The sequence below is a fragment of the Candidatus Zixiibacteriota bacterium genome (genome assembly GCA_040756055.1).
GTDB lineage: Bacteria > Zixibacteria > MSB-5A5 > GN15 > FEB-12.
The window spans coordinates 85,696-105,058 of sequence record JBFLZR010000002.1 but is presented as its reverse complement, the minus strand read 5'-3'; the positions used below and the strand labels follow the sequence as shown (position 1 = coordinate 105,058).

The 19,363-nt window shown below is 51.6% G+C and carries 20 protein-coding genes; 6 read left to right on the top strand and 14 right to left on the bottom strand.

Features of this window, described 5'->3' with window-relative positions:
* The first annotated feature begins 47 nt into the window (after positions 1-47).
* The gene (locus tag AB1483_03815; protein ID MEW6411583.1) at positions 48-638 is read left to right on the top strand and encodes a polyhydroxyalkanoate synthesis regulator DNA-binding domain-containing protein; all 591 of its coding nucleotides are present in this window, start codon (positions 48-50) and stop codon (positions 636-638) included.
* A 36-nt stretch (positions 639-674) separates the two neighbouring features.
* Here the strand turns inward: AB1483_03815 and AB1483_03810 are convergent, their stop codons facing one another.
* The 11 genes from AB1483_03810 to AB1483_03760 form a co-directional block, all read right to left on the bottom strand.
* Positions 675-1,604 (bottom strand): DUF1858 domain-containing protein, encoded by a 930-nt coding sequence (locus AB1483_03810; protein MEW6411582.1) that lies wholly within the window; start codon positions 1,602-1,604, stop codon positions 675-677.
* Positions 1,605-1,690: 86 nt separating this feature from the next.
* Positions 1,691-3,727, bottom strand: coding sequence for an NAD-dependent DNA ligase LigA (gene ligA, locus AB1483_03805; GenBank protein ID MEW6411581.1), 2,037 nt, complete (start codon positions 3,725-3,727; stop codon positions 1,691-1,693).
* 41 nt (positions 3,728-3,768) lie between these two features.
* Entirely contained in the window at positions 3,769-4,881 is a 1,113-nt protein-coding gene (locus AB1483_03800) for a hypothetical protein (protein MEW6411580.1), read from the bottom strand.
* A gap of 93 nt (positions 4,882-4,974) precedes the next feature.
* On the bottom strand, positions 4,975-5,433 hold the full coding sequence (locus AB1483_03795) for a hypothetical protein (GenBank protein ID MEW6411579.1): 459 nt from the start codon (positions 5,431-5,433) through the stop codon (positions 4,975-4,977).
* A gap of 235 nt (positions 5,434-5,668) precedes the next feature.
* Positions 5,669-6,202: a hypothetical protein gene (locus tag AB1483_03790; GenBank protein MEW6411578.1), complete on the bottom strand. Its 534-nt coding sequence runs from the start codon at positions 6,200-6,202 to the stop codon at positions 5,669-5,671.
* A complete protein-coding gene (gene ybgF / locus AB1483_03785) occupies positions 6,199-7,002 on the bottom strand; it encodes a tol-pal system protein YbgF (GenBank protein MEW6411577.1) in 804 nt (267 codons plus the stop codon). Before ybgF ends, AB1483_03790 begins: the two co-directional genes overlap by 4 nt.
* Before the next feature lie 19 nt (positions 7,003-7,021).
* Positions 7,022-7,534, bottom strand: coding sequence for a peptidoglycan-associated lipoprotein Pal (gene pal, locus AB1483_03780; GenBank protein ID MEW6411576.1), 513 nt, complete (start codon positions 7,532-7,534; stop codon positions 7,022-7,024).
* 186 nt (positions 7,535-7,720) lie between these two features.
* On the bottom strand, positions 7,721-9,043 hold the full coding sequence (gene tolB / locus AB1483_03775) for a Tol-Pal system beta propeller repeat protein TolB (protein MEW6411575.1): 1,323 nt from the start codon (positions 9,041-9,043) through the stop codon (positions 7,721-7,723).
* Between the two features lie 4 nt (positions 9,044-9,047).
* A complete protein-coding gene (locus tag AB1483_03770) occupies positions 9,048-9,755 on the bottom strand; it encodes a TonB family protein (protein ID MEW6411574.1) in 708 nt (235 codons plus the stop codon).
* 5 nt (positions 9,756-9,760) lie between these two features.
* Entirely contained in the window at positions 9,761-10,195 is a 435-nt protein-coding gene (locus tag AB1483_03765; GenBank protein MEW6411573.1) for a biopolymer transporter ExbD, read from the bottom strand.
* Entirely contained in the window at positions 10,195-10,911 is a 717-nt protein-coding gene (locus tag AB1483_03760) for a MotA/TolQ/ExbB proton channel family protein (protein ID MEW6411572.1), read from the bottom strand. The genes AB1483_03765 and AB1483_03760 overlap by 1 nt, the downstream gene beginning before the upstream one ends.
* A gap of 237 nt (positions 10,912-11,148) precedes the next feature.
* On the opposite strand from AB1483_03760, the gene AB1483_03755 reads away from it, so the two are divergent.
* Positions 11,149-11,352 (top strand): hypothetical protein, encoded by a 204-nt coding sequence (locus AB1483_03755; GenBank protein MEW6411571.1) that lies wholly within the window; start codon positions 11,149-11,151, stop codon positions 11,350-11,352.
* Positions 11,353-11,423: 71 nt separating this feature from the next.
* Here the strand turns inward: AB1483_03755 and AB1483_03750 are convergent, their stop codons facing one another.
* The 3 genes from AB1483_03750 to AB1483_03740 form a co-directional block, all read right to left on the bottom strand.
* A complete protein-coding gene (locus AB1483_03750; GenBank protein MEW6411570.1) occupies positions 11,424-12,482 on the bottom strand; it encodes a hypothetical protein in 1,059 nt (352 codons plus the stop codon).
* A gap of 101 nt (positions 12,483-12,583) precedes the next feature.
* Positions 12,584-13,363: a hypothetical protein gene (locus AB1483_03745; GenBank protein ID MEW6411569.1), complete on the bottom strand. Its 780-nt coding sequence runs from the start codon at positions 13,361-13,363 to the stop codon at positions 12,584-12,586.
* Positions 13,360-15,210, bottom strand: coding sequence for a glutamate mutase L (locus AB1483_03740; protein MEW6411568.1), 1,851 nt, complete (start codon positions 15,208-15,210; stop codon positions 13,360-13,362). The genes AB1483_03745 and AB1483_03740 overlap by 4 nt, the downstream gene beginning before the upstream one ends.
* Before the next feature lie 636 nt (positions 15,211-15,846).
* Here AB1483_03740 and AB1483_03735 point away from each other — a divergent pair.
* The 4 genes from AB1483_03735 to AB1483_03720 are packed head-to-tail and all read left to right on the top strand — an operon-like array spanning position 15,847 to position 19,322.
* Complete coding sequence (locus AB1483_03735; protein MEW6411567.1) at positions 15,847-16,998, top strand: fibronectin type III domain-containing protein; 1,152 nt, start codon at positions 15,847-15,849, stop codon at positions 16,996-16,998.
* Positions 16,999-17,000: 2 nt separating this feature from the next.
* Complete coding sequence (locus AB1483_03730) at positions 17,001-17,651, top strand: hypothetical protein (GenBank protein ID MEW6411566.1); 651 nt, start codon at positions 17,001-17,003, stop codon at positions 17,649-17,651.
* 2 nt (positions 17,652-17,653) lie between these two features.
* Positions 17,654-18,661, top strand: coding sequence for a hypothetical protein (locus AB1483_03725; GenBank protein MEW6411565.1), 1,008 nt, complete (start codon positions 17,654-17,656; stop codon positions 18,659-18,661).
* Positions 18,662-18,674: 13 nt separating this feature from the next.
* Positions 18,675-19,322 (top strand): hypothetical protein, encoded by a 648-nt coding sequence (locus tag AB1483_03720; GenBank protein ID MEW6411564.1) that lies wholly within the window; start codon positions 18,675-18,677, stop codon positions 19,320-19,322.
* The last annotated feature ends 41 nt before the right edge of the window (positions 19,323-19,363 follow it).

The window sequence follows — 19,363 nt, the reverse complement described above, 5'->3', positions numbered from 1 at the left end:
CCGCTTTTTTTATTTGACATCTATGGTGCAGTGCACTATAATACAGTATGAAGCTGATTAAGAGACACAAAAATCGGCGGTTGTACGATGCCGATGAAAGCCGGGTAATAACGCAGGCCGATCTTGCCAGAATGATCAGGAACGATATTGAGCTGAGAGTTGTTGACAATGCTACAGGCAAAGATATTACTTTAGCGGTACTGGGGCGAGTCATGCTCACCGAAGCTTCATCATGGGAGGACATCAAAGAATCGAAAGAGTTGTTTCAGAAAATAATATCATTAGGAGGTGACAAATCCATGTCAGTACTGAAGAACACTATTCTGGCGTCAATAGGAGTGATCCAGGTGACCAGGGAGAAGGCCGAGAAGATCATCGACGATCTGATCAAGAAGGGGGAGTTGGACAAGTCGGATCGCAAGAAGGCGGTCATGGAGCTTCTCGATAGGGCCGAGAAGTCAACATCGCAACTTAAAGAAAAGATCGCGAAGGGGGCTGACGAGACACAGCAGGAATTCGCCAAGGTGGTGAAATCACTGAATGTGGCCAAACAGTCCGACTTGAAGAGTCTTGAAGCCAAGGTTGATAAGTTGACCAAGGCGCTGAAAGACCTCGAAAAGAAACTTACCAAAGAATAGGCAGAAAAAAGGGCGGCTCAGGGCCGCCCTTGTTGTCTATACTGTTTCGTTCAATTCTTTTAGAAACACTTCCGGCTGTATGCCGTGCATGCGGCAGGCCATGTCGATAGACTCATAAGCCTGCCCGGGGCAGTCAAAACAGCCCGACCCGAAATACTTCTGAAATGTCGCCCGCGCTCTCGGATTGTTGGCGATAACGTCGCCGATCATAGTCGTGGCAGTGAATTTAGGTTGCGCGCTGATGTCGTTTCCGGTCGCAAATCCGTTCCGTTTCAGTTCATCCTCAATATCCCTTATCAGTTGGTCAAGATCCAACCCGTGATTTCTGGCGGCGTTTCCCAAAGTGACGCCCGCTGCCCTTACTTTGTCCATGTGCCCCGGCATTCCCAGAGGAGTCAGACCCCCGCGGACAAGAGTTTCTTTCAGCGAGGGAAGAGTGTCCACCAGGTAAGCGACCGGAGTGTCAGCAGAAACACGGACCACCGGCTTTGGCTCGTCCACCACAAATGTTGCGGAAGGGGTCGATGGGGAGGATGGCTGTCCTATCGGCGTTTTGGCCTGCGGCTGTTTCTTCGGCGTCAACGTAATCCAAATGTTGACTACAAACATAAAGATGGAGATAACCTGCGCGCTGGCGCTGATTACGAACAGAACCGAGTAGATATCGGCGCCGGTTTCCACCGAAAGCCCTCTGAACACAACCATGCCGACAAGGCTTATGTTGGCAAGCCAGAAGTGGACCGGGATCCAGCTTTCGAACCGAAGTTCGGTGCCGTTGAAGCGGGGCAGAATGAAATAGCCGATGCCGAATACGATCATTGCCATGAAGCCGAGCAAGTTGAAGTGGGTGTGGGCGAAGGTGGCGGCATATCCCAGGTTCATGGTACCATCGAGTATCCCGATAATAGCCGCCAGAGCCAGATAAAACAGGGAGGCGTACACGAACCTTTTCATATAAAGGCTCATTTTATTCTCCTAATATTGTTTGGCATAGCGAAATTGTATTATATAGACTGATTTTGTCCATAAGGTAATGTCAACGGATGCAATTGTCAACCCAAAAGTGCGTTGAATGAGTCTTCGTCCAGGACGGTAACGCCCAGTTTGCCGGCCTTATCGAGTTTCGAGCCGGGATCGGCGCCGGCCAGGAGGTAATCGGTTTTGGCCGAGACCGAGCCGGAGACCTTGCCGCCCTGCTGCTCAATGAGATTTTTGAAGTGGTTGCGAGGTTTGGAGAGGGTGCCGGTTATGACAAAAGTCTTGCCCGCCAGCGCGCCGCCGGTGGCGGTGGATTTAAAATCGGGCAGCACCAGGCCGCCCTCTTTCATGCGCCGGAGCATCTCGATATTGCCGGGATTGCGAAAATACTCAAAGATATTGGCGGCTATCACCGGACCGATTCCGGCTATGTTGGTCAGGTCCTCCAGTGAGGCGTTTCTAAGCCTTACGAACGATACAAAATGTTCAGCCAGAACTCGGGCTGCCGATTCGCCGACGCCCATGATACCGAGAGCGAAAATCACCCGCGGAAGTTCGGTCTGTCGGGAGCGGTTTATGGCCTCTATGAGGTTGGACGCCTTTTTATCCGCCATTAATTCGAGAGGGAGCAGTTGTTCCTTCTTCAGAAAGAACAGATCCGATGGATCTTTGACCAGGCCTTCTTTGATCAACTGTCTGGCTAATTTGTCGCCGAGGCCATCGATATCAAGTCCGCCTTTGGACGCGAAATGAATCAGGCTGCCTTCGACTTGGGCGGGACAGGCGGTGTTCAGACACCGGTGAGCAGCCTCGCCTTCGGGCCGGATGATTTTGGTCCCGCACGATGGGCATTTGGTCGGGAAGACAACCGGTTTTGCTCCTTTTGGGCGCTTAGCAAGAATCACCTCGACCACCTCAGGGATAACATCACCGGCTCTCTGTACGATTACCGAGTCGCCGATGTGGATATCGAGGTTCTTGAGCTCATCTTCGTTGTGCAGCGAGGCATTGGAGACAATCACGCCGCCCACCCTCACGGGTTTGAGCTTCGCCACCGGGGTGATAGCGCCGGTGCGGCCGACTGAAAACTCCACGCCTTCTAAAATAGTCTCAGTCTGTTCGGCGGCGAATTTCCACGCCACTGCCCATCGGGGCGCTCGCGATATTTGCCCCAGGATCCGCTGCTGCGCATAGCTGTTGACCTTGGTAACCATGCCATCGATATCGTAGTCAAGGTTAGCGCGCTCGTCGGACAGCCTGTCAAAGGCGGCCGAGACCTCCTTTGCGCCACTTGCCAGGGTGGTCTGTTTGTGTACCGTGAAACCCTCGGATTCAAGAAATTTCATGGTGCCATACTGATTGTCCAATCCCTCGAGCTCCGTTTCGGAAATCCCATAGGCGTAAAAAATCAGCGGGCGAGAGGCGGTGATTGACGAGTCAAGCTGCCTGAGCGACCCGGCGGCGCCATTGCGCGGATTGGCCAGCGGCGCCTGATTGTTCTGTATCATCCATTTGTTGAGCCGTTCAAAGGCCGAGCGTCGCATGATTACCTCGCCGCGAACTTCGAGCAGCGGATATTTTGAGCCTGCTTCGTCCGAAAGCCTTAACGGGATATTTCTGATAGTCTTGAGATTGGGAGTGATATTCTCGCCGATGAAGCCATCACCGCGAGTGGAACCGCGAACGAATAAACCGCTTTCGTAAATAAGTTCCACTGCCAGACCATCGAGCTTCGGTTCGGTGACATACTCGACATCCGATGTGACCTCCAGACCTTCTCTTACCCGGCGGTCAAACTCCGAAAATTCTTCGGGGGTGGTTACTTTCTGAAGCGAGAGCATCGGGACACGGTGTTCGAGCGGCTCGAACCGTTTCGATGGTGCGAAACCGATGCGCTGGGTGGGGGAGTCGGGCGTTATGAGTTCAGGATGTTCTTTTTCGAGCTGGAGCAGGCGGTCGAAGAGGCGGTCGTAGTCGGCGTCGGAGATAACCGGCCGATCTTCGACATAGTACAGGCGATTGTGGTGATTGATCTGGTCGCGAAGTTCTTTGAGTTGCTTTTGGATTTCGGAATCGGCTTTGCCCATGCCGAAATAAATCACACCCGGCATGGGCTGTCAACTAAGCTTTCTGACACGATTTAAGATGTGACTCAGAACTTGAATGTCAGGCTGGCGGTGATATCGTAGTAGGAGACATCGTATTCCACCAGGTCAGAGCTGTTATCCACCCACGAGAATTGAACGGTCGGTCGGATCAAATTACCGTTTGAGAACGAGAAGGGACGCTGGATTCGAACATACGCTACCGAGCGCTCGTCGTCGCGTTGTTCAATAACTATCGACTCTCCGATGACGTCCAGGTTGGGGACATAGTTTTTGTATGTGTAACTTCCGCCCAGTTCTAAAATGAAACTCTTTCCGGGGTAGTTCTTGATATTGGCGCCTGCGGACCAGCCATCCCAAAGGTTGTACCAGGGTGAGAGATAATCAACGCTGAATCCATAGATAATTGACTCGACGTCTTTAGCGAAATACTTCTGCGAGAAATAAGCGCTGAAACCGGTGCGTACTCCAAAAGGACGGGAGTATCGGGCCGAGAAATTGGCCACCTGGAATTTGCTTTTCTCGCCTTCGACGCTCAGGCTCTGGCGTCGGCCGTTAGTTACTACAGAGGTATCCAGTCCCGTAACATATCTCTGAAGAGAATAACCTGCTTCGAGGTTCAGGCTGTTTGACCCGAATGGAGTGAAGTTGAGGCCCGCGAAAACTCCGAGGGCTTCGCTGTCACCGCTCGGCGAGTTGGGATAGCCGGTTTTACCCAGCGACGCACCGCTTCGGAATATGACACCGGGGGTGACATTATAGCTCATGGTGAAGTCGGCTTCGGCGCCCCAGCGGTTGTATGCTTCGTAGATCTCAGAATCATAATTGAGACCGCTCAGGCCGCCGGATATCATGAAATTGAGTTTCTCGTTCTTGGACTCCGGAATGATCGTGATGGCTGCACTGCCGGAGAGATTGCTGAGGCTGGCTGAGTCGTAAGTCGTGTAGGCGCCGGAAAAGGCCATTTCCACCTGTGAAGATGGGTAGTATTTTAGATTCGGGCTAACGGTGATGTAGCTGTCGCCAAAAGACGACGTATCATTGAACAGGTTGTCGGTATAACCTCCGCTAAGTGTTATTTCGGGTATCACTTCGGCATATGTGGATAGAACCGTAACCAGGAAAACTACCGAAACCGTTAGCCCAATTATCTTTCTCATCTTTATCCCTCAGCTGAGTATCTTCACTTCATTTTAGATACGAGAAAGGCGGCCGAAGCCGCCATTCCCAATTTGCTAACTGACACCGGTAATTTATTCTGTGCCATGCTTGCCGGTAGTTTCCGGAGCATTCTTGATGGCGGTTTCATTCATTCCCGGATTGAAAGAACCCTGGCCGATCGAGCCGGCATTGCCCATCGGATCCTCGGGGGTCACGCCCTCGAGCATCGCTTTGCGCTCGGAAAAGACCATGTGACGAGACTGTACCATGTGCTTCGGCTGAAGCTTGTACTGGAAGTTGTACGCATAGGTGTTGCCGGATTTGGTCATAGTGCCTTCACCGTCGCACTCCTTCACGTAGTCTTCATCGATGCAGTTCGGGATGCCATCGCCGTCGTCATCTTTCATGTTGTCGTTGAATCCGTCACCGTTCAGGTCAACAAAACCCTTCTGCCCACCCTCATCGTTACCCGCGTATACGGCGGTTCCGAACAAGAAGGTGGCGGCGACGAGCAGCGTCAACAGAGTCAGTAGTCTGGTTGTGGATTTCATAACAAACCTCCGTAAGTTAGGCTAAAAGGTTAATCTTCGTATTCATAGCTTCGCCGTTTATTACTACAAACGCCATGCCAAGCCATGTCTGTGCTACATAAGATGTTGGCAAATATAGCGTTACGAAAATTGGTTTCATGTCTTTCGGCCGTTTAAGCCTGTACCATTGGGTACAAAATGGGACACTTTGCCTTACTGGGGACAGGCAAAAAAATAGTTGCTGCTTTCTTATTCTCTATGAGTAATAGGAGTGTTCCGCTCTTATTTGTCTCCTGAACGCGCTGATCTCCTGTCCTGCTATATCATCGGTTATATCGGTAATCCAAAGATTGCCCAGCGAGCCGTCCTGATCCAACTGAACAATAACTGACTGAGAGACATAATAGCTTGTCAGTTTGCCGCAGTGACCAAACGATAGTCTCAGGATGCTTTTATTATCATTGGTGCGGATTTCCGGTTGCGGCATGGTGTCCCGGAAATTGAGCCACCGGATATCCGCGACAGCATCGGGCCTCGGTGGTGACAGCAGCGGTTCGATCTGCCATTGCCGTCTGGGAATTTCCACCTCGATAAAGATCAGTCGTCCCTGTTTATCGAAATCGAAGCGTACATCGCGCGACTCCAGAAATGAGAAGAAGCGGTGGTTTTTCGAGAATGTACCTACCTGAACAAACAGAGATTCTTCTTCGAGTTGATAAAAACCCCGACCGGGCAAAATGGGCGCTGTCGGGGTTAAGAGATTTAACCGTATGGCCGCAACTGTCATCACAGGTCTTTGAGTCTCTCCTTTGCCTGGCTGGCTTCCAGAGTCTCCGGATATTCATCGATAACCCTCTGGAATGTTGCCTTGGCCTCACTGGTCTTGCCCAGTTCCTGCTGCGAGCGAGCCATTTTGTACATGGCCCGGCTGGCGTTGACCGAGCTCTTGAAATTATCGATCAGGTATTTGAACTCGTTGATAGCATCGACATACTTCTCGAGCGAATAATACGATTCGCCTATCCAATAGTAGGCGTTCTCGGCAGAGGAATGTTTGGGGCAATTCTCCAAATAGAGCCTGAATCCCTCGATAGCCTTTTCGTATTCTCCCTGCCGGACGAGGATAAACGAGTTGTCATAGGTAGCATCGCAGTCGATGGCCGGCTGCGATGGAGCCGTCTCGACCGGTCTGGTTGCGGCGGAATCGACTTTGGTCACCGTTGTTTGCTCGGAAGCTCCCGGTGAACTGCGGATTACATGGGTAACCGACGGTTGCCGTCCCATTTGATTTATCTGCGCGAGAAGCTCATTGTAGTTTTCCAGAAGCATATCTATTTGCTGGCGGAGTTCATTCATGGTGACAGCGACATCAGCCCGGAGCCTGTCGTTCGATTCAGCACCGGCGGTAACAGTGGAGTCGAGGTGGGCCAGCGTTTCCTGGGTTTGTACGTTCTGTCTCTGGACCTGGCGTACTTCGGCCGCGAGTTCATCGATATTGCGCTTGGTGGCGCAACCGCTCAGGCCGATTCCGATAAACACAACCGCCATAACGAGTATGGCGGTTGTGTTTCTATTTTTATGGGTCAGCATAGGCATATACCTTGCGACGTTATTGCGAAATAATACGGAACTCCGCCCGTCTGTTTTTGGCCCAGGCCTCTTCGTTGTGGCCTGTGTCTATCGGTCGCTCTTTGCCGTAGCTGATAATTGAAATTCGGGCAGGCTCGATACCCAGTCCGACCAGATAATCCTGAGCGGCTTTGGCTCTCTTTTCACCAAGCGACAGGTTGTATTCGACAGTTCCGCGTTCGTCACAGTGACCTTCGATTTTGATCACAACATCCTCATACTCCTTAAGCAGGCTGGCATTGTGGTCCAAGGCCGCTTTGGCATCGTTGCGGAGGTTGAACTTGTCAAAATCAAAATACACAGTTTGTAGTTGAGCTTCTTTCAACTCCGCTTTCGGCGGAGGAGCTGGTTCCGGTTCGGGTTCGGGCTCGACGGGCTGAGTGGTCTCGGCGGTGTCTACCGGAGGAGGTGGGGGTGGCGGAGGCTTACCCGGACAGCCCATGAAAGCCAAGGCAAACACACCAATTAGCAGGAGCAATGCGACTTTTTTCATAATCAATCAACCTCCCTGAAGGACGTTAAATGTTAGTTTTCACCAATATATCCATATATCGCTTGCCAATCTACAGTAAGACGGATAGCCGGTCAATATAAAAAAGAGAATTTCAGCCTTTGCTCTGTCGATTAATTATACGCGCCACCGGCGCGGCCGCCCAACGGCAGCGGATAAAATGTCGATTTATTTGATCGGCCCCCAGTCGGGGTTGGAACATTTGCCGGAGCGGGTCAGACGCCGCTGGTTGCGCCCGGTAATATCCATCGTAAAAATGTCCTGCGGGCCAAGTCGTGACGAGGAGAAGACGATGTGTTTGCCATCGGGAGAAAAGTGCGGGTTTTCGTTCATGCCCAATTCAGTCAGGATGCGGTAGTCATAGCCCGAGGTGTCAATCGAAGCCAAATCAAAGCGACCGTGTTTGGTACGACTGACAAAAGTGATACGATCGGCGCGGCTTGACCAGATGGGAGAGTCGTTGTAGCTACCCTGAAAGGTCAGCCGTCTCACGTTCAGGCCATCGGAATCCATAAGATAGATCTGCGGTAAACCGGTGCGATCGGACGAGAATGCGATTAAGCGGCCGTCGGGTGACCAGCTCGGAGCGGTGTCAATGGCGCTGTGGCGGGTGAGCCTTTTGATAACGCGGCCTTTCGTGTCCAGAACGTAAATCTCCGAGTTGCCGTCTTTGGAAAGCACGCACGCGATCTTGTCGCCATCGGGTGAGACAGCCGGGGCGGCCACGATACCAGGGAAATTGGCGATCTGGACAATCTCGAGGGTGTTGATGTTCACCTTGAACAGTTGCGGGTCGCCGCGCATATAGCTGGTGAAATAGACTTCGTCTTTGGTGGGGGAGAAGCTGGGTGAGATATTGATGGAGCCGGTGAAGGTCAACTGTTTTTCATTGGCTCCGTCGTAGTCGGCGACAAACAGTTCCTTGCCGTCTTTTACTTCGCGGGCATACACTATCTTTGTCAGAAAGATACCGTCCTCACCGGTGAGGGTGTGGACGATATCGTTCGATATCTCGTGTCCCATGACCCGCCAGTTGCCTTTTTGTTTTTCCACCATGCCCCGGGCGAATTGCTGCTGGCGAACGGTGTCGAACAATCTCCAGCGAACCCGCATCTTGTCGCCGGGGAACTCGGCTTCGAGTTTAACCAGAATGTCGGCGCCGAGACGTCGCCAGCCCAGAACGCTCATCTCGCTGATTTCGTAAGTTCTCAAAAAGAAGCTGTCGAGCGGTATTAATTCAAAATCGGCATAGAAGTCGATATCATCCTGAACGATTCGCGTCACATAGTACATGAGTACGGAATCATCGTGCGTGATGTACTGGTTGCCTATGTATTTCATTTCATCGACGCCGATCGGCGTAGGCTGATACTCGCCGCTTATGGTGTCGAAGAGAATTTTGCGAACGGCGTCATCATCCTGCTGGGCCAGAGCTGCCGAGCTTATTGTGAAAGTCAGGGTGATTGTCAATAGTATCGAGACAGTGCGCATGCTATTACCTCAGAGTGTTGGTGAATGGAACGCTAATACCGATGATCTCATCGCGAAATTCTTTGGGTAGCGGCGGGAATGGAGCCGAACGTTCGATGGCCGCCACGCATACGTTATCGAAGGCGGGTATGCCCGAGGACTGTTCTACTTCGACCTTCACCAGCCTTCCCGAACGTATTACCTGAAAGTACACGATACAGATGACGGTACCGTCGATAACAACCGTGTTGCGGAAGTTAGCGGCGATTTTGTTGAAAGCCTGTGTGAACCAATAAGGATAGTCAAACGAGGCATTGTCGATGGTAGCGCTGCCGAAAGGCGAGCCGGGACCGCTCCCGGAAACATCAATTTCCTTTTTGCCGTCACCCGCGCCCGCTGAGGCGTTGCCCTCCGTTTTTGCGGGAGCCTGTTGGGCGGGTTTCTTTTCCGGTTTGGGTTTCGGTTTTTCGACCTGTTTCGGTTCGACAACGGACTTGGGATCATCGATAGGGATTTCAGGAACTTCCTCCGGCATTGCCTGCGGCACGGCCAGGGGTTCAATCGCCACCGGTTCGGCCGCGGCGGGCGGAGAGAAATCGGGCATAGCTACCGCGCGCACCCTGATGACATCATCGTAATCAAAGGCTTTTTTGGCGTCAAAAGGGGAGGAGACAACCGCGGCTGCCACTATAGCAAGATGCAGAGCGAGAGAAAAAAAGATTTCTCGTTTCATAACGGCTACTTTCGGTTGCGTCCACTGCCGGAATTCTCCTGACGAGCGGTTACCAGACCGATTTCCTCGATGCCGATCTCCTTGAGACGTCCGATTACATCAATGGCGGTGCCATACAGCACCATCGAGTCAGCTCGCAAGAACACCGAGGAAGCATTCTTCGCCCGCATCTCATTCTGGAGATTGGTCTCGAAATTTTCGAGGCGGGACCAGACATCGTTAATATAAATACCGCCTTTCGCATCAAGAGTAACAACGACGCCTTCGGCCTGTTCGCTGATAGCAGCGGCCCTGGTTTGAGGCAGGTTAACTTCGATGCCGGACTGAAGCAGCGGAGCGGATATCATGAAGATGATTAACAGCACCAGAACGACATCGACGAGATTGGCGATATTGATATCGGCCAGGGCCCGGTATGTCCGTTGTTTTCGACGGGCCACTAGCGAGCCTCCTTTTTGGCCTGCGAGATAAAGCTTGAGATGAAGTTGCCGGCGAAATCGTTGATGAATTTGAGTTTGTTGTTGGCCCAGTTGAAGGCGATCACGGCCGGGATGGCGGCCCCGAGGCCGACAATCGTAGCGAGCAGAGCTTCGGCGATGCCCGGAGCGACCACCGCCAGCGAAGCCGAGCCGCGCTCTCCGATAGCCCAAAAGGAATCCATTATACCGACAACCGTACCAAGCAGGCCCATGAACGGCGCCGAGTTAGCCGTGCTGGCGAGAAAGATGACTTTGCTTTCGAGAATTCCCATCTGGTCAGTGAGGCTTCTTTCCATGGCCATCTCAACGATTTCGAAATCATCATCATCGAGCCGGTTGACTTTCTCCTGGAGAGTCCCGCCCTGATTTTTCTGTTCTTTGAGTTCCATCAACTCGTGGTAACCGGCCAGGTAGATTTGAGAGAGTGGGGAATTGGCGCTCGCCTTGGCCTGTCCCACGGATTCGGATATCTGGCGTGCTCTTTGGAAACTCTGCTGGAAGCGATGGTTGTCTTTCTCGACGGCTTTGAACTGGCGCCATTTATGAAAAATGATCACCCACGAGACGATCGACATAAATGTCAGGACAATCAGGATGAAGCTTCCGAAAGTAGAAGTATTACCGATAATCTGCCAGAGCGATCCGGAGAATATACTTGCCGCAACCGTTGGGTTCATATTGTCTTTTACACCTTATTTCTCTAAAAGTTACACCATGTGTTCCGCTGCGAATAAATTTCGATCTTTCAGGTGTTCGAAAATAGCCCCACCTTATAGTAACGTCAACAAAAATAGGTTTGCCCCGAAAATTCACAGATTGAAATTAAATGAATATTTAAGCTTGACACGGTCCGCTCAAAAGCTTTTGTTGTCCACGTTAAATCCAAAACGGGAACGCATGGGAGAGGAGTTAGTATGAAGAAAGTAGTTATACTGCTTATGATTGTGGCGTTGGTCCTGGCTTTCACCATCGGGTGCGGGCAGAAAGAGGCCGAGCAGACCGATAAGGTCCCGGCTGAGGTCCAGCAGGCCGAGCAGATGGATTCCACGAGAATGGATTCCGCGGCTGTGGATACTACAGTGATGCCGGCCGAAGAGACGCCAGTAGACAGCATGTAGCTGATAATTGCGAAACAAAAAAGCCTCCCGCATCGGCGGAAGGCTTTTTTTGTGCTTATGTTCTTGTGTGGCTACCGGCTTTCGATCGTTTCTACGTTCGCTCTTGGGACAATTGCCTTCACTCCGTCCTCGAACTCCACTTCCAGAATACGCGCTTTGGACTCGGACTCCAGCTTTTGCAGAGGGGCTGGAAGGTCGGAGACCTTTCCAAGCATTCCAAAATACGGGTGCCTGATTACGCGAACCGGCGATCCGATGCCCAGGCCTTCCATGGGAGCGGCCTCGCGATCTCTTTCGCGCGTGCTTTCGTCTTCTTTTGGAATGACTACTTCGGGGCGAATCACTCCCGCGCGGATCTGAGTGGCGCCGTTGATACACACCATCCTGCCTTCGTTGGCTTTAAGCAGGTCGAAGGTTTTTTTGGCCATATTGATCTGACCGAAACCTTCGGTAACTACCAGAGTAACGCCGATTTCTTCGGATCCGGTGATGGCGACACCGATATCGTAGCCGAGGAAGTCGCGGAGGTCTTTGTCGTCGAATCCGCCGATCACGATGCCTTTCACGCCGACCTTTGCGGCCTTTTTGATAGCATCGGCTGTCACCAGCGAACCGCCGACTATCACCTTGCCGGACATGCTTTCATTGATAAGGCTGTCATCGAGGATGGTGATGTTATCCTTGGTCGCCACCTGAAGGTTGCCAAAAGTTTCGCCGCCGATGCCGAAAATGCCCTGGATGAAAGTAGCCATACAGTTCACGACAACCCCCTCTTCGGGGATGACTTCCACGACCTCTCCCTTCAAGTATGCTTTTACTTCGACCGGGATAGGGTGACCGCGTTGAAGAACCTGACCTGTTACGCTGGAAATAGACTCAAGAGTGCCGTCGATGGTGGCGTTGCAGGAACTTGAAAACCACTTTATGATGGCCTTCTTCACCGCAATCGGCTCCCCCTCTTTGATAGGCTCGCCTTCTTTCAGAACCATCACCTCGGCCATGTCTTCCGGGGGGATACCGAGCTTATTGGCGACGTTTAGAGGAACAACGTTGCCGGGGAGGTGGGTACGGGCGACGACATCATCGGGGTTAACCTTATCACCGACCTTCACGATCACTTCACCTTTCAAAGGGAGGATCCGGTTTTTCTTGACGAGGAGTCGCTCAGTGACCTTAAGGCCCGGTGTATATGCATGTGCCATTCGGAGAACCTTTCTACATTATATAAAAGCTAACTACTCTTTTGCTTCATGCGTACGACAATGAAAATTATCAGCAACGCCAGCACGCCGATGCTCAAGTAAAGGGTCATCTTGGAGCCGCTTTCTCTGAGATTGCCTTGCTCATCGGTTTTGATGTCGGCCACCTTGACAGCCTCCTTTGGGAGAGCGGCTTTAACGTTTTCGGTACCGAACGAATGAACAATATCCGAGAAAGTCTTTTTGCTGCTGTCGAACATGGTATCAGGCGAATAGAAATAGAATGTGGCGATGCCCTTGTCGTAAAACTTCATTACTGTCAGATTCTTTTTTAACTCATTCTGAGACTGATAGATGTCGCTCAGGATACTTAGAGTCATAAGGACAGAATCGAAGCTCGGCCGGCTCGTTGTTATCCGGGTCAACATAGTATCGAACGGTTGCGACACGATCGAGCGGCTGTAGTCACCCTGAAATTCCCTGAGGACCGAGTCGACTTGGTAATCGGACAGTTGACCGACCATTTCCAGAGTTACGATCAGGTATTCAGTGGCGAAAAAGGGGCTGGAACTTGAGGGGGCAAGGACCGCATCGTAGTTGTACAGGCTCTCATCGGCACTGCCTCGCTGCAGGAAGGCGTCGACGGTTACAAAGTCAATCTGTTCCCACCCCTCGGGATAGTTGATATAGAAGTTACCGTTGAGGCTGACGTAGGTTTTCGCGACACCTTCAGCGGCAATCAACATACAAGCCAGCGCTGCCAGCGCTATGAGTCTCATCATCTTGAGCATCTTTATACCACCTTTGCTCATAATTTATCAGCCGGGTAAATGTCGAGTTCAGTCATCCACTGTTTAAGATATTTCACTCTATCATCTTCGCTGAGGGTCGACAGGTCAAACGGGCGGCCACGACCGTCGAGGATAATGCCCACGACGCCGCCGTGAAGATCTTTGACAACCTTGTTTCCCTTGCCCGCGCCGACATCATAGCCGCGCTCCGGTTCCAGCGTTGCTCTGGCTGTCATCGGGAGGCCGTTCTCCTGTATGCCCAACTCGAAACGCTTCATTTCCAGATGCTGCAGGGTACCTGAGACGGTACCGGTAGGAAGCTCAATGGTATACTTCATAACCGGACCGGGTTTCTTGGTCGTTCCGGCCGGAGCTACACATGTACCGAGGTGAATGAGGCAATCTTTTTCGAAAACTTCGGTGGCCGCTTTAGGCTGGACTTCAGTGAGAACGCCGAGTTGCGGCATCATGAAGATCGAATCGACGGCCAGTCGCGTGGTACCTTCGGGCATGAAAGCGTCGATCATCATCAGGGCCGACTGCTGCCGGCGCGGGGCGTGGGAGAGCACGCCGCCGGAACCGATGAGCATGTCGAGCGTCATCATATTGACGATGGTGGCGCCTGATGACGACTGCTCGAAAGCGTCGGCAATCGTACGCTGCTGCTGCACACCTTTGAGTACGGTGGCGAAATTTTTGTGCTGTACGAGAGCCAGGCGGAGAGCCTCTTTGGCGATAGCCTGTTCGAAGATCAACTCTTCCATCGACTGAGGGATGGTTGTCGGCCGGATCATTTTGTTTTTGACGCGGTTGCGAAGGTCGCGCTCGTCCATCTTGAAGGGCACCCAGCGCATGACCATCGGCAAGGTAGCTTCAGCAAACACATTCGAGATCGAATAGGACATGCCAAGGTTGGCGGAAACCGTGCGGTTAAACACGGGCGTCTCGCCATCCGGGCGGAAAACCGAAAACACGTCGGTCGTTGCTCCACCAATATCCACCCCAAGGGCCTCGATACCGTAAATTTTGGCGATGGTCTGAATGATAAGTCCGACAGCGCCCGGCGTCGGCATGATCGGAGCGTCGGTCCACGACATAAGTTTCTTGTAACCGGGAGCTTGAGCCATAACGTGTTCCATGAAAAGCTCATGGATTTCTTCACGGGCCGGGCCGAGGTTCTCGCGTTCGAGGACGGGTCGAAGATTCTCAACCGTTTTGAGGTCGACTTTGTCGGCGAGGGTGTCTTTTACCGCCTGGGTAGCGTCTTTGTTGCCCGCATATATAATGGGCAGCTTGTAACTTGATCCGAGACGGGGCCGCGGGTCAGCGGCTGAGATAAGCTCGGCGATTTCGACCACGTGAGTCATCGTACCGCCGTCAATACCACCGGACAGCAAAATCATGTCCGGGCGCAAGGCGCGAATTCGCTCAATCTGCTGGTGGGGGAGTCTTTTGTCGTTGGAAGCGATGACATCCATTACAATAGCACCGGCGCCCAAAGCGGCACGTTCGGCCGATTCCGCGGTCATGGATCGGACAACCCCGGCCACCATCATCTGAAGACCACCACCGGCGGAGGAGGTCGAGATGTAAACATCGGTGCCAACGTTGCCCTGACGGGGGGAAATAATACGGCCTTCGTCGTCAAGCAGCTTGCGTCCCGACAACTCTTCGACTTCAGCAACGGCGTTGAGCACCCCCATGGTTACGTCTTCGAATGGGGCCTCAACCGTGGTGGGAGCCTCGCCGCGTGTAATCAGACGGTACTCTCCGTTGACGTATTCAATCAGGATTGCTTTGGTCGTGGTAGATCCGCAGTCGGTGGCGACAATGACCTTTATGTCATCTGGATTTTCGAACTTAGCCATTAAAATTACCTGTATATTTGAATTTCACGATACTTAACAAACTCCAATTATCTCCTGCTATCATAAAGAGATAGCTCGGGCCGAGCGGTAAATTGCCGCCAAGTTTGCCATTATACCAAAAAGCCCTTGAAATGTAAAGAGCGTTTTTACCCTTACCGACGATGCCGCCGGCAGACTCGTTCGGTCGAAATCAGACGCAAATTGTACGAAAAGTATCCCGTGAGAAAGGACATCAAGTAAACACCCCGGGCCGGTCGTTCGAATCTGGCTTGTTGTCGTAAGATGTTGTTGTCTAATTAAATCGACAGGCGTGTTGATTTTTTCGCTTGACTTAAGTGGGGGTGGCGGTTACATTGCCGTCTTATTGTTTTGTCCCTTGGCTGATATACAGATAATTATTGGTGGGTTGTCTGAAAGGCTTGGACATTCGGGTGTAGAAAACCGTTATTGATTTCGAAAGTAGCCTTACGGTTAAACGAAACTGAAGCAAGGAACGACAGTTTGAAGCGCTCTTGCCGCAATCAACAAAGCCTTTCGGTTTGCCAGTCCCCTTATCTCGTCTTAGCGCTATTTTCAATAATAATCTTAAGTATATCAGCAATCGCCCAGGAAACGCCGGCCATTGCTGATTCTGTTTTGACCCCCGTCGATACTCTTGAAGCCAACGCCAGGCCGCTGCCGCCTACCGATGTCACAGTCAAAGACACACCGAATGATGGTGGAGGGGCTATTACTGTTGCCTGGAATCCATCGCCCGACGATCATAAAGGTGGCAAAGTCAAAGGATATTCGGTATTCAGGGCGGAATATATAGATGATCAACCGGGCGAATTTACGTTGGTTGGCGAAAGACCGGCCGGCAAGGATGAGTATTCCAACGATGATGGCAATACCGCCGATGGAATCCGGTATGTCTATAAGGTAGCGGCCCTCAATCGGGTTACTACTGAAACCGGTGAGGTACGGGAATTTGTGTCTGAATCTGCGGTGACTCTGCCGGTAACATCTTCACCTCAATGGTTCCACAAGCGACGGGTAAATGTTATGGTCGCGGTAATTCTTTTGAGCTTCTTCATCGTTTATTACATTAGACAAGCCAAAGCGGGAAAGAAACTGTTTATTCGCCGAATTGCCGGTATGGAAGCGGTAGATGAGGCGGTGGGTCGGGCCACGGAGATGGGCAAAAAGATATTCTATATTTCCGGCTTGGGCGATATGGATAACATGCAGACGATAGCTTCATTGACTATCCTGGGTCGTGTAGCCGAACTTGCCGCTGAATATGAAACATATCTGGATGTTCCTGTCTGCCGTTCGCTGGTGATGGTAACGGGCAGAGAGGTTGTCAAAGAGGCCTATTCGAAAGCCGGGCGTCCCGATGCGTTTAAACCGGATCAGGTTCATTATCTTACGGACGATCAGTTTGGATATGCTGCGGCTGTTGATGGCATGTTTGTGCGTGAGAAGCCGGCGACCATCTTTTATATGGGACAGTTTTATGCCGAGTCGCTGATTCTGGCAGAAACGGGCAACTCTATTGGTGCAATTCAAATTGCGGGTACGGCAATGCCTGCTCAGCTGCCATTTTTCGTGGCCGCTTGCGATTATACGTTAATAGGCGAGGAGCTTTTTGCGGCGTCGTCCTACCTGTCCAAAGAGCCGAAACTATTGGGTTCTCTCAAGGGACAGGACATTGGTAAAGGAATTATTCTGGTGGCGCTGATTATAGGCGTTATTCTGGAATCTTTCGGTGTGTGGCAGTTGTCCAATCTGTTTATGGTTAAATAATTATGCGTAGAGAAGTACCACTTTTAATAACAGCGATTGTCGGCATCACCTTTGTAGTCAGCTATTTTATCCCACATTTTCCGTTCAATCGCATGGATGCCTGGTTTGCTGACTGGTTTTCAATTATAGCCGCCTGTGCGATCGTGCTGGGCGCTTTGAACCTGATAAAGCTTTCGGCCCAGAAGGTCCTCGACCGCAAGGAAGACTGGGTTTATTCTCTTGTCATAATTTTCTCGTTCATTCTTATAACAGTCATAGGCTTTTGGGAAGGCAGAGATTATCGTGACCCTGGGACAGCCTTTGACTGGCTTTACAATAATATGTACAATCCGCTGTCGGCGACGATGTTTTCCATCCTCGCTTTCTTTGTCGCATCGGCTTCCTATCGGGCGTTTCGGGCGCGAAATTTCGAAGCCACGTTGCTTTTGATTGCCGCTTTCCTGGTGATGATCGGACGCGTACCGGTGGGTGACTTCTTTACGTCGTTTATGCCGGAAGGCTATCGCTTCTCGGATCTCGCTAACTGGATTATGGATTATCCGCAGACTGCCGGCCAGCGTGCGATTATGATTGGCATCGGCCTGGGAGTAGTGTCAACTTCGTTGCGCGTTATACTGGGTATCGAGCGAGCACATATCGGGAGTGGAGAATAGTTATGACTATCAGGCTCAAAGAACTTATCGCTGTTGCCGCTATTCTTGTCTTCTGCCTGATTTTCTATATAGGCAAGGTTTCCGGTTGGGAGCCGATAGAGTTTTCGACGGTCGTGTCATTGATAGTGGTAGGCATCCTGCTGGCGTCGCTGTTGTGGATACTTGTGCTAACGCTTCAGGGTAAACTGATTGAACGACGGATTGTGTTCCTGTATGTAGGCGTGGCTGTTGCGGTGCCGCTGTTTATGAAGCTCAGCCAGGAGATGCCCGTTTCTCCCGCAGTGCAGGGCGTGTACGATGCGGTTATGGAGCTTCAACCGGGCTCCAAAGTGCTTATCCCGTTTGATTACGACCCGCCCACGGCCCCAGAACTTCAGCCGATGGCCGAGACCTTCCTTCGCATCTGTTTCCAGCGCGACCTGAAAGTTATAATTATGGGTATCTGGCCCCAGGGTCCCCAGCAGGCCGTCCTGGCGCTCGAGAAGATTCTGGCTGAACCCGATATTGCCGCCAAGAACCTTAAGTACGGCGTCGACTATGTTAACCTCGGTTTTCAATCGGGTAACGAGTTCGTGATCCAGCGCATGGGTGGTTCGTTCAAGTCGATGTTTCGTACCGATTACGGCGGGATACCATACGACGATCTCCCGTTGGTTAAGAACATAAGAAACTTTTCGAACATAGACTACTGTTTCAATCTCTCCTCGGGATTTCCCGGGACGGTCGAGTGGGTACAGATTGCTGTCGACCGTTATGGCGTCAAACTGGGAGCGGGCAACACCGCCGTCCAGGCTCCGACTGTATATCCCTATCTCAGCTCAGGTCAGTTGACGGGATTGCTAGGTGGTATGAGCGGAGCCGCCGAATTTGAAAGGGCAGCCAATGCCCGCGCCAAAGGAACCAAGTATATGTTATCGCAGTCAGTGTCACATCTTGTGGTCATCGCCTTCGTGATTATCGGCAACGTTGCTTTTATTATGTCCGGTCGTAAATCGGCGCTGAAAGGCTAAGGAGCAAGACTAAATGGAAGCCGTATTCGAGCATTTTACACTCTGGTTAGCAGCGTTTTTGACTCTGGGTATCTTTTCATTTTTGTATAAAGACAATCCCTGGTATAAGCTCACCGAGGCCATCTTTGTGGGTATTTCAGCCGGTTACTGGGTCGTGGTTTACTTCTGGGACAATTTCTACAGCAAGTTCTGGATCGGCAAGGGCGAAGATCCCATGCTCTGGGTGGGAGCCGTACTTGGTTTTCTGATGCTCTTGCGACTGATTCCCAAAATTGGTTGGCTCTCGCGCTGGCCGCTGGCTTTCATTGTCGGTGCCACTGCCGGGTTGTGGTTAATAAACTACGTAGCCTCGAACGTGATGGTCCAGGTTCAGGCGACCATGGTACCGCTGTTCTCGACAACGTTTGGGAGTGGGTTTGATGCCGGGACTGGCGCTATCGTTGGTGCTTTCGTCATATTCATCGGTACTTTCAGCGGACTGGTTTATTTCTTTTTCTCCAAGGCCCATACCGGGGCTTTTGGAGTTACCGCGAGGGTCGGCGTATTTTTTCTTATGATCACATTCGGCGCTTCGTTCGGTTACACTGTTATGAGCCGTATGTCGCTGTTGATTGGGCGTATCGACTTCTTGCTCGGTGACTGGCTGGGGATGATAAAATAGACATGACATGCCTGAGGATAACCGTTACCGGTTAAAAAATT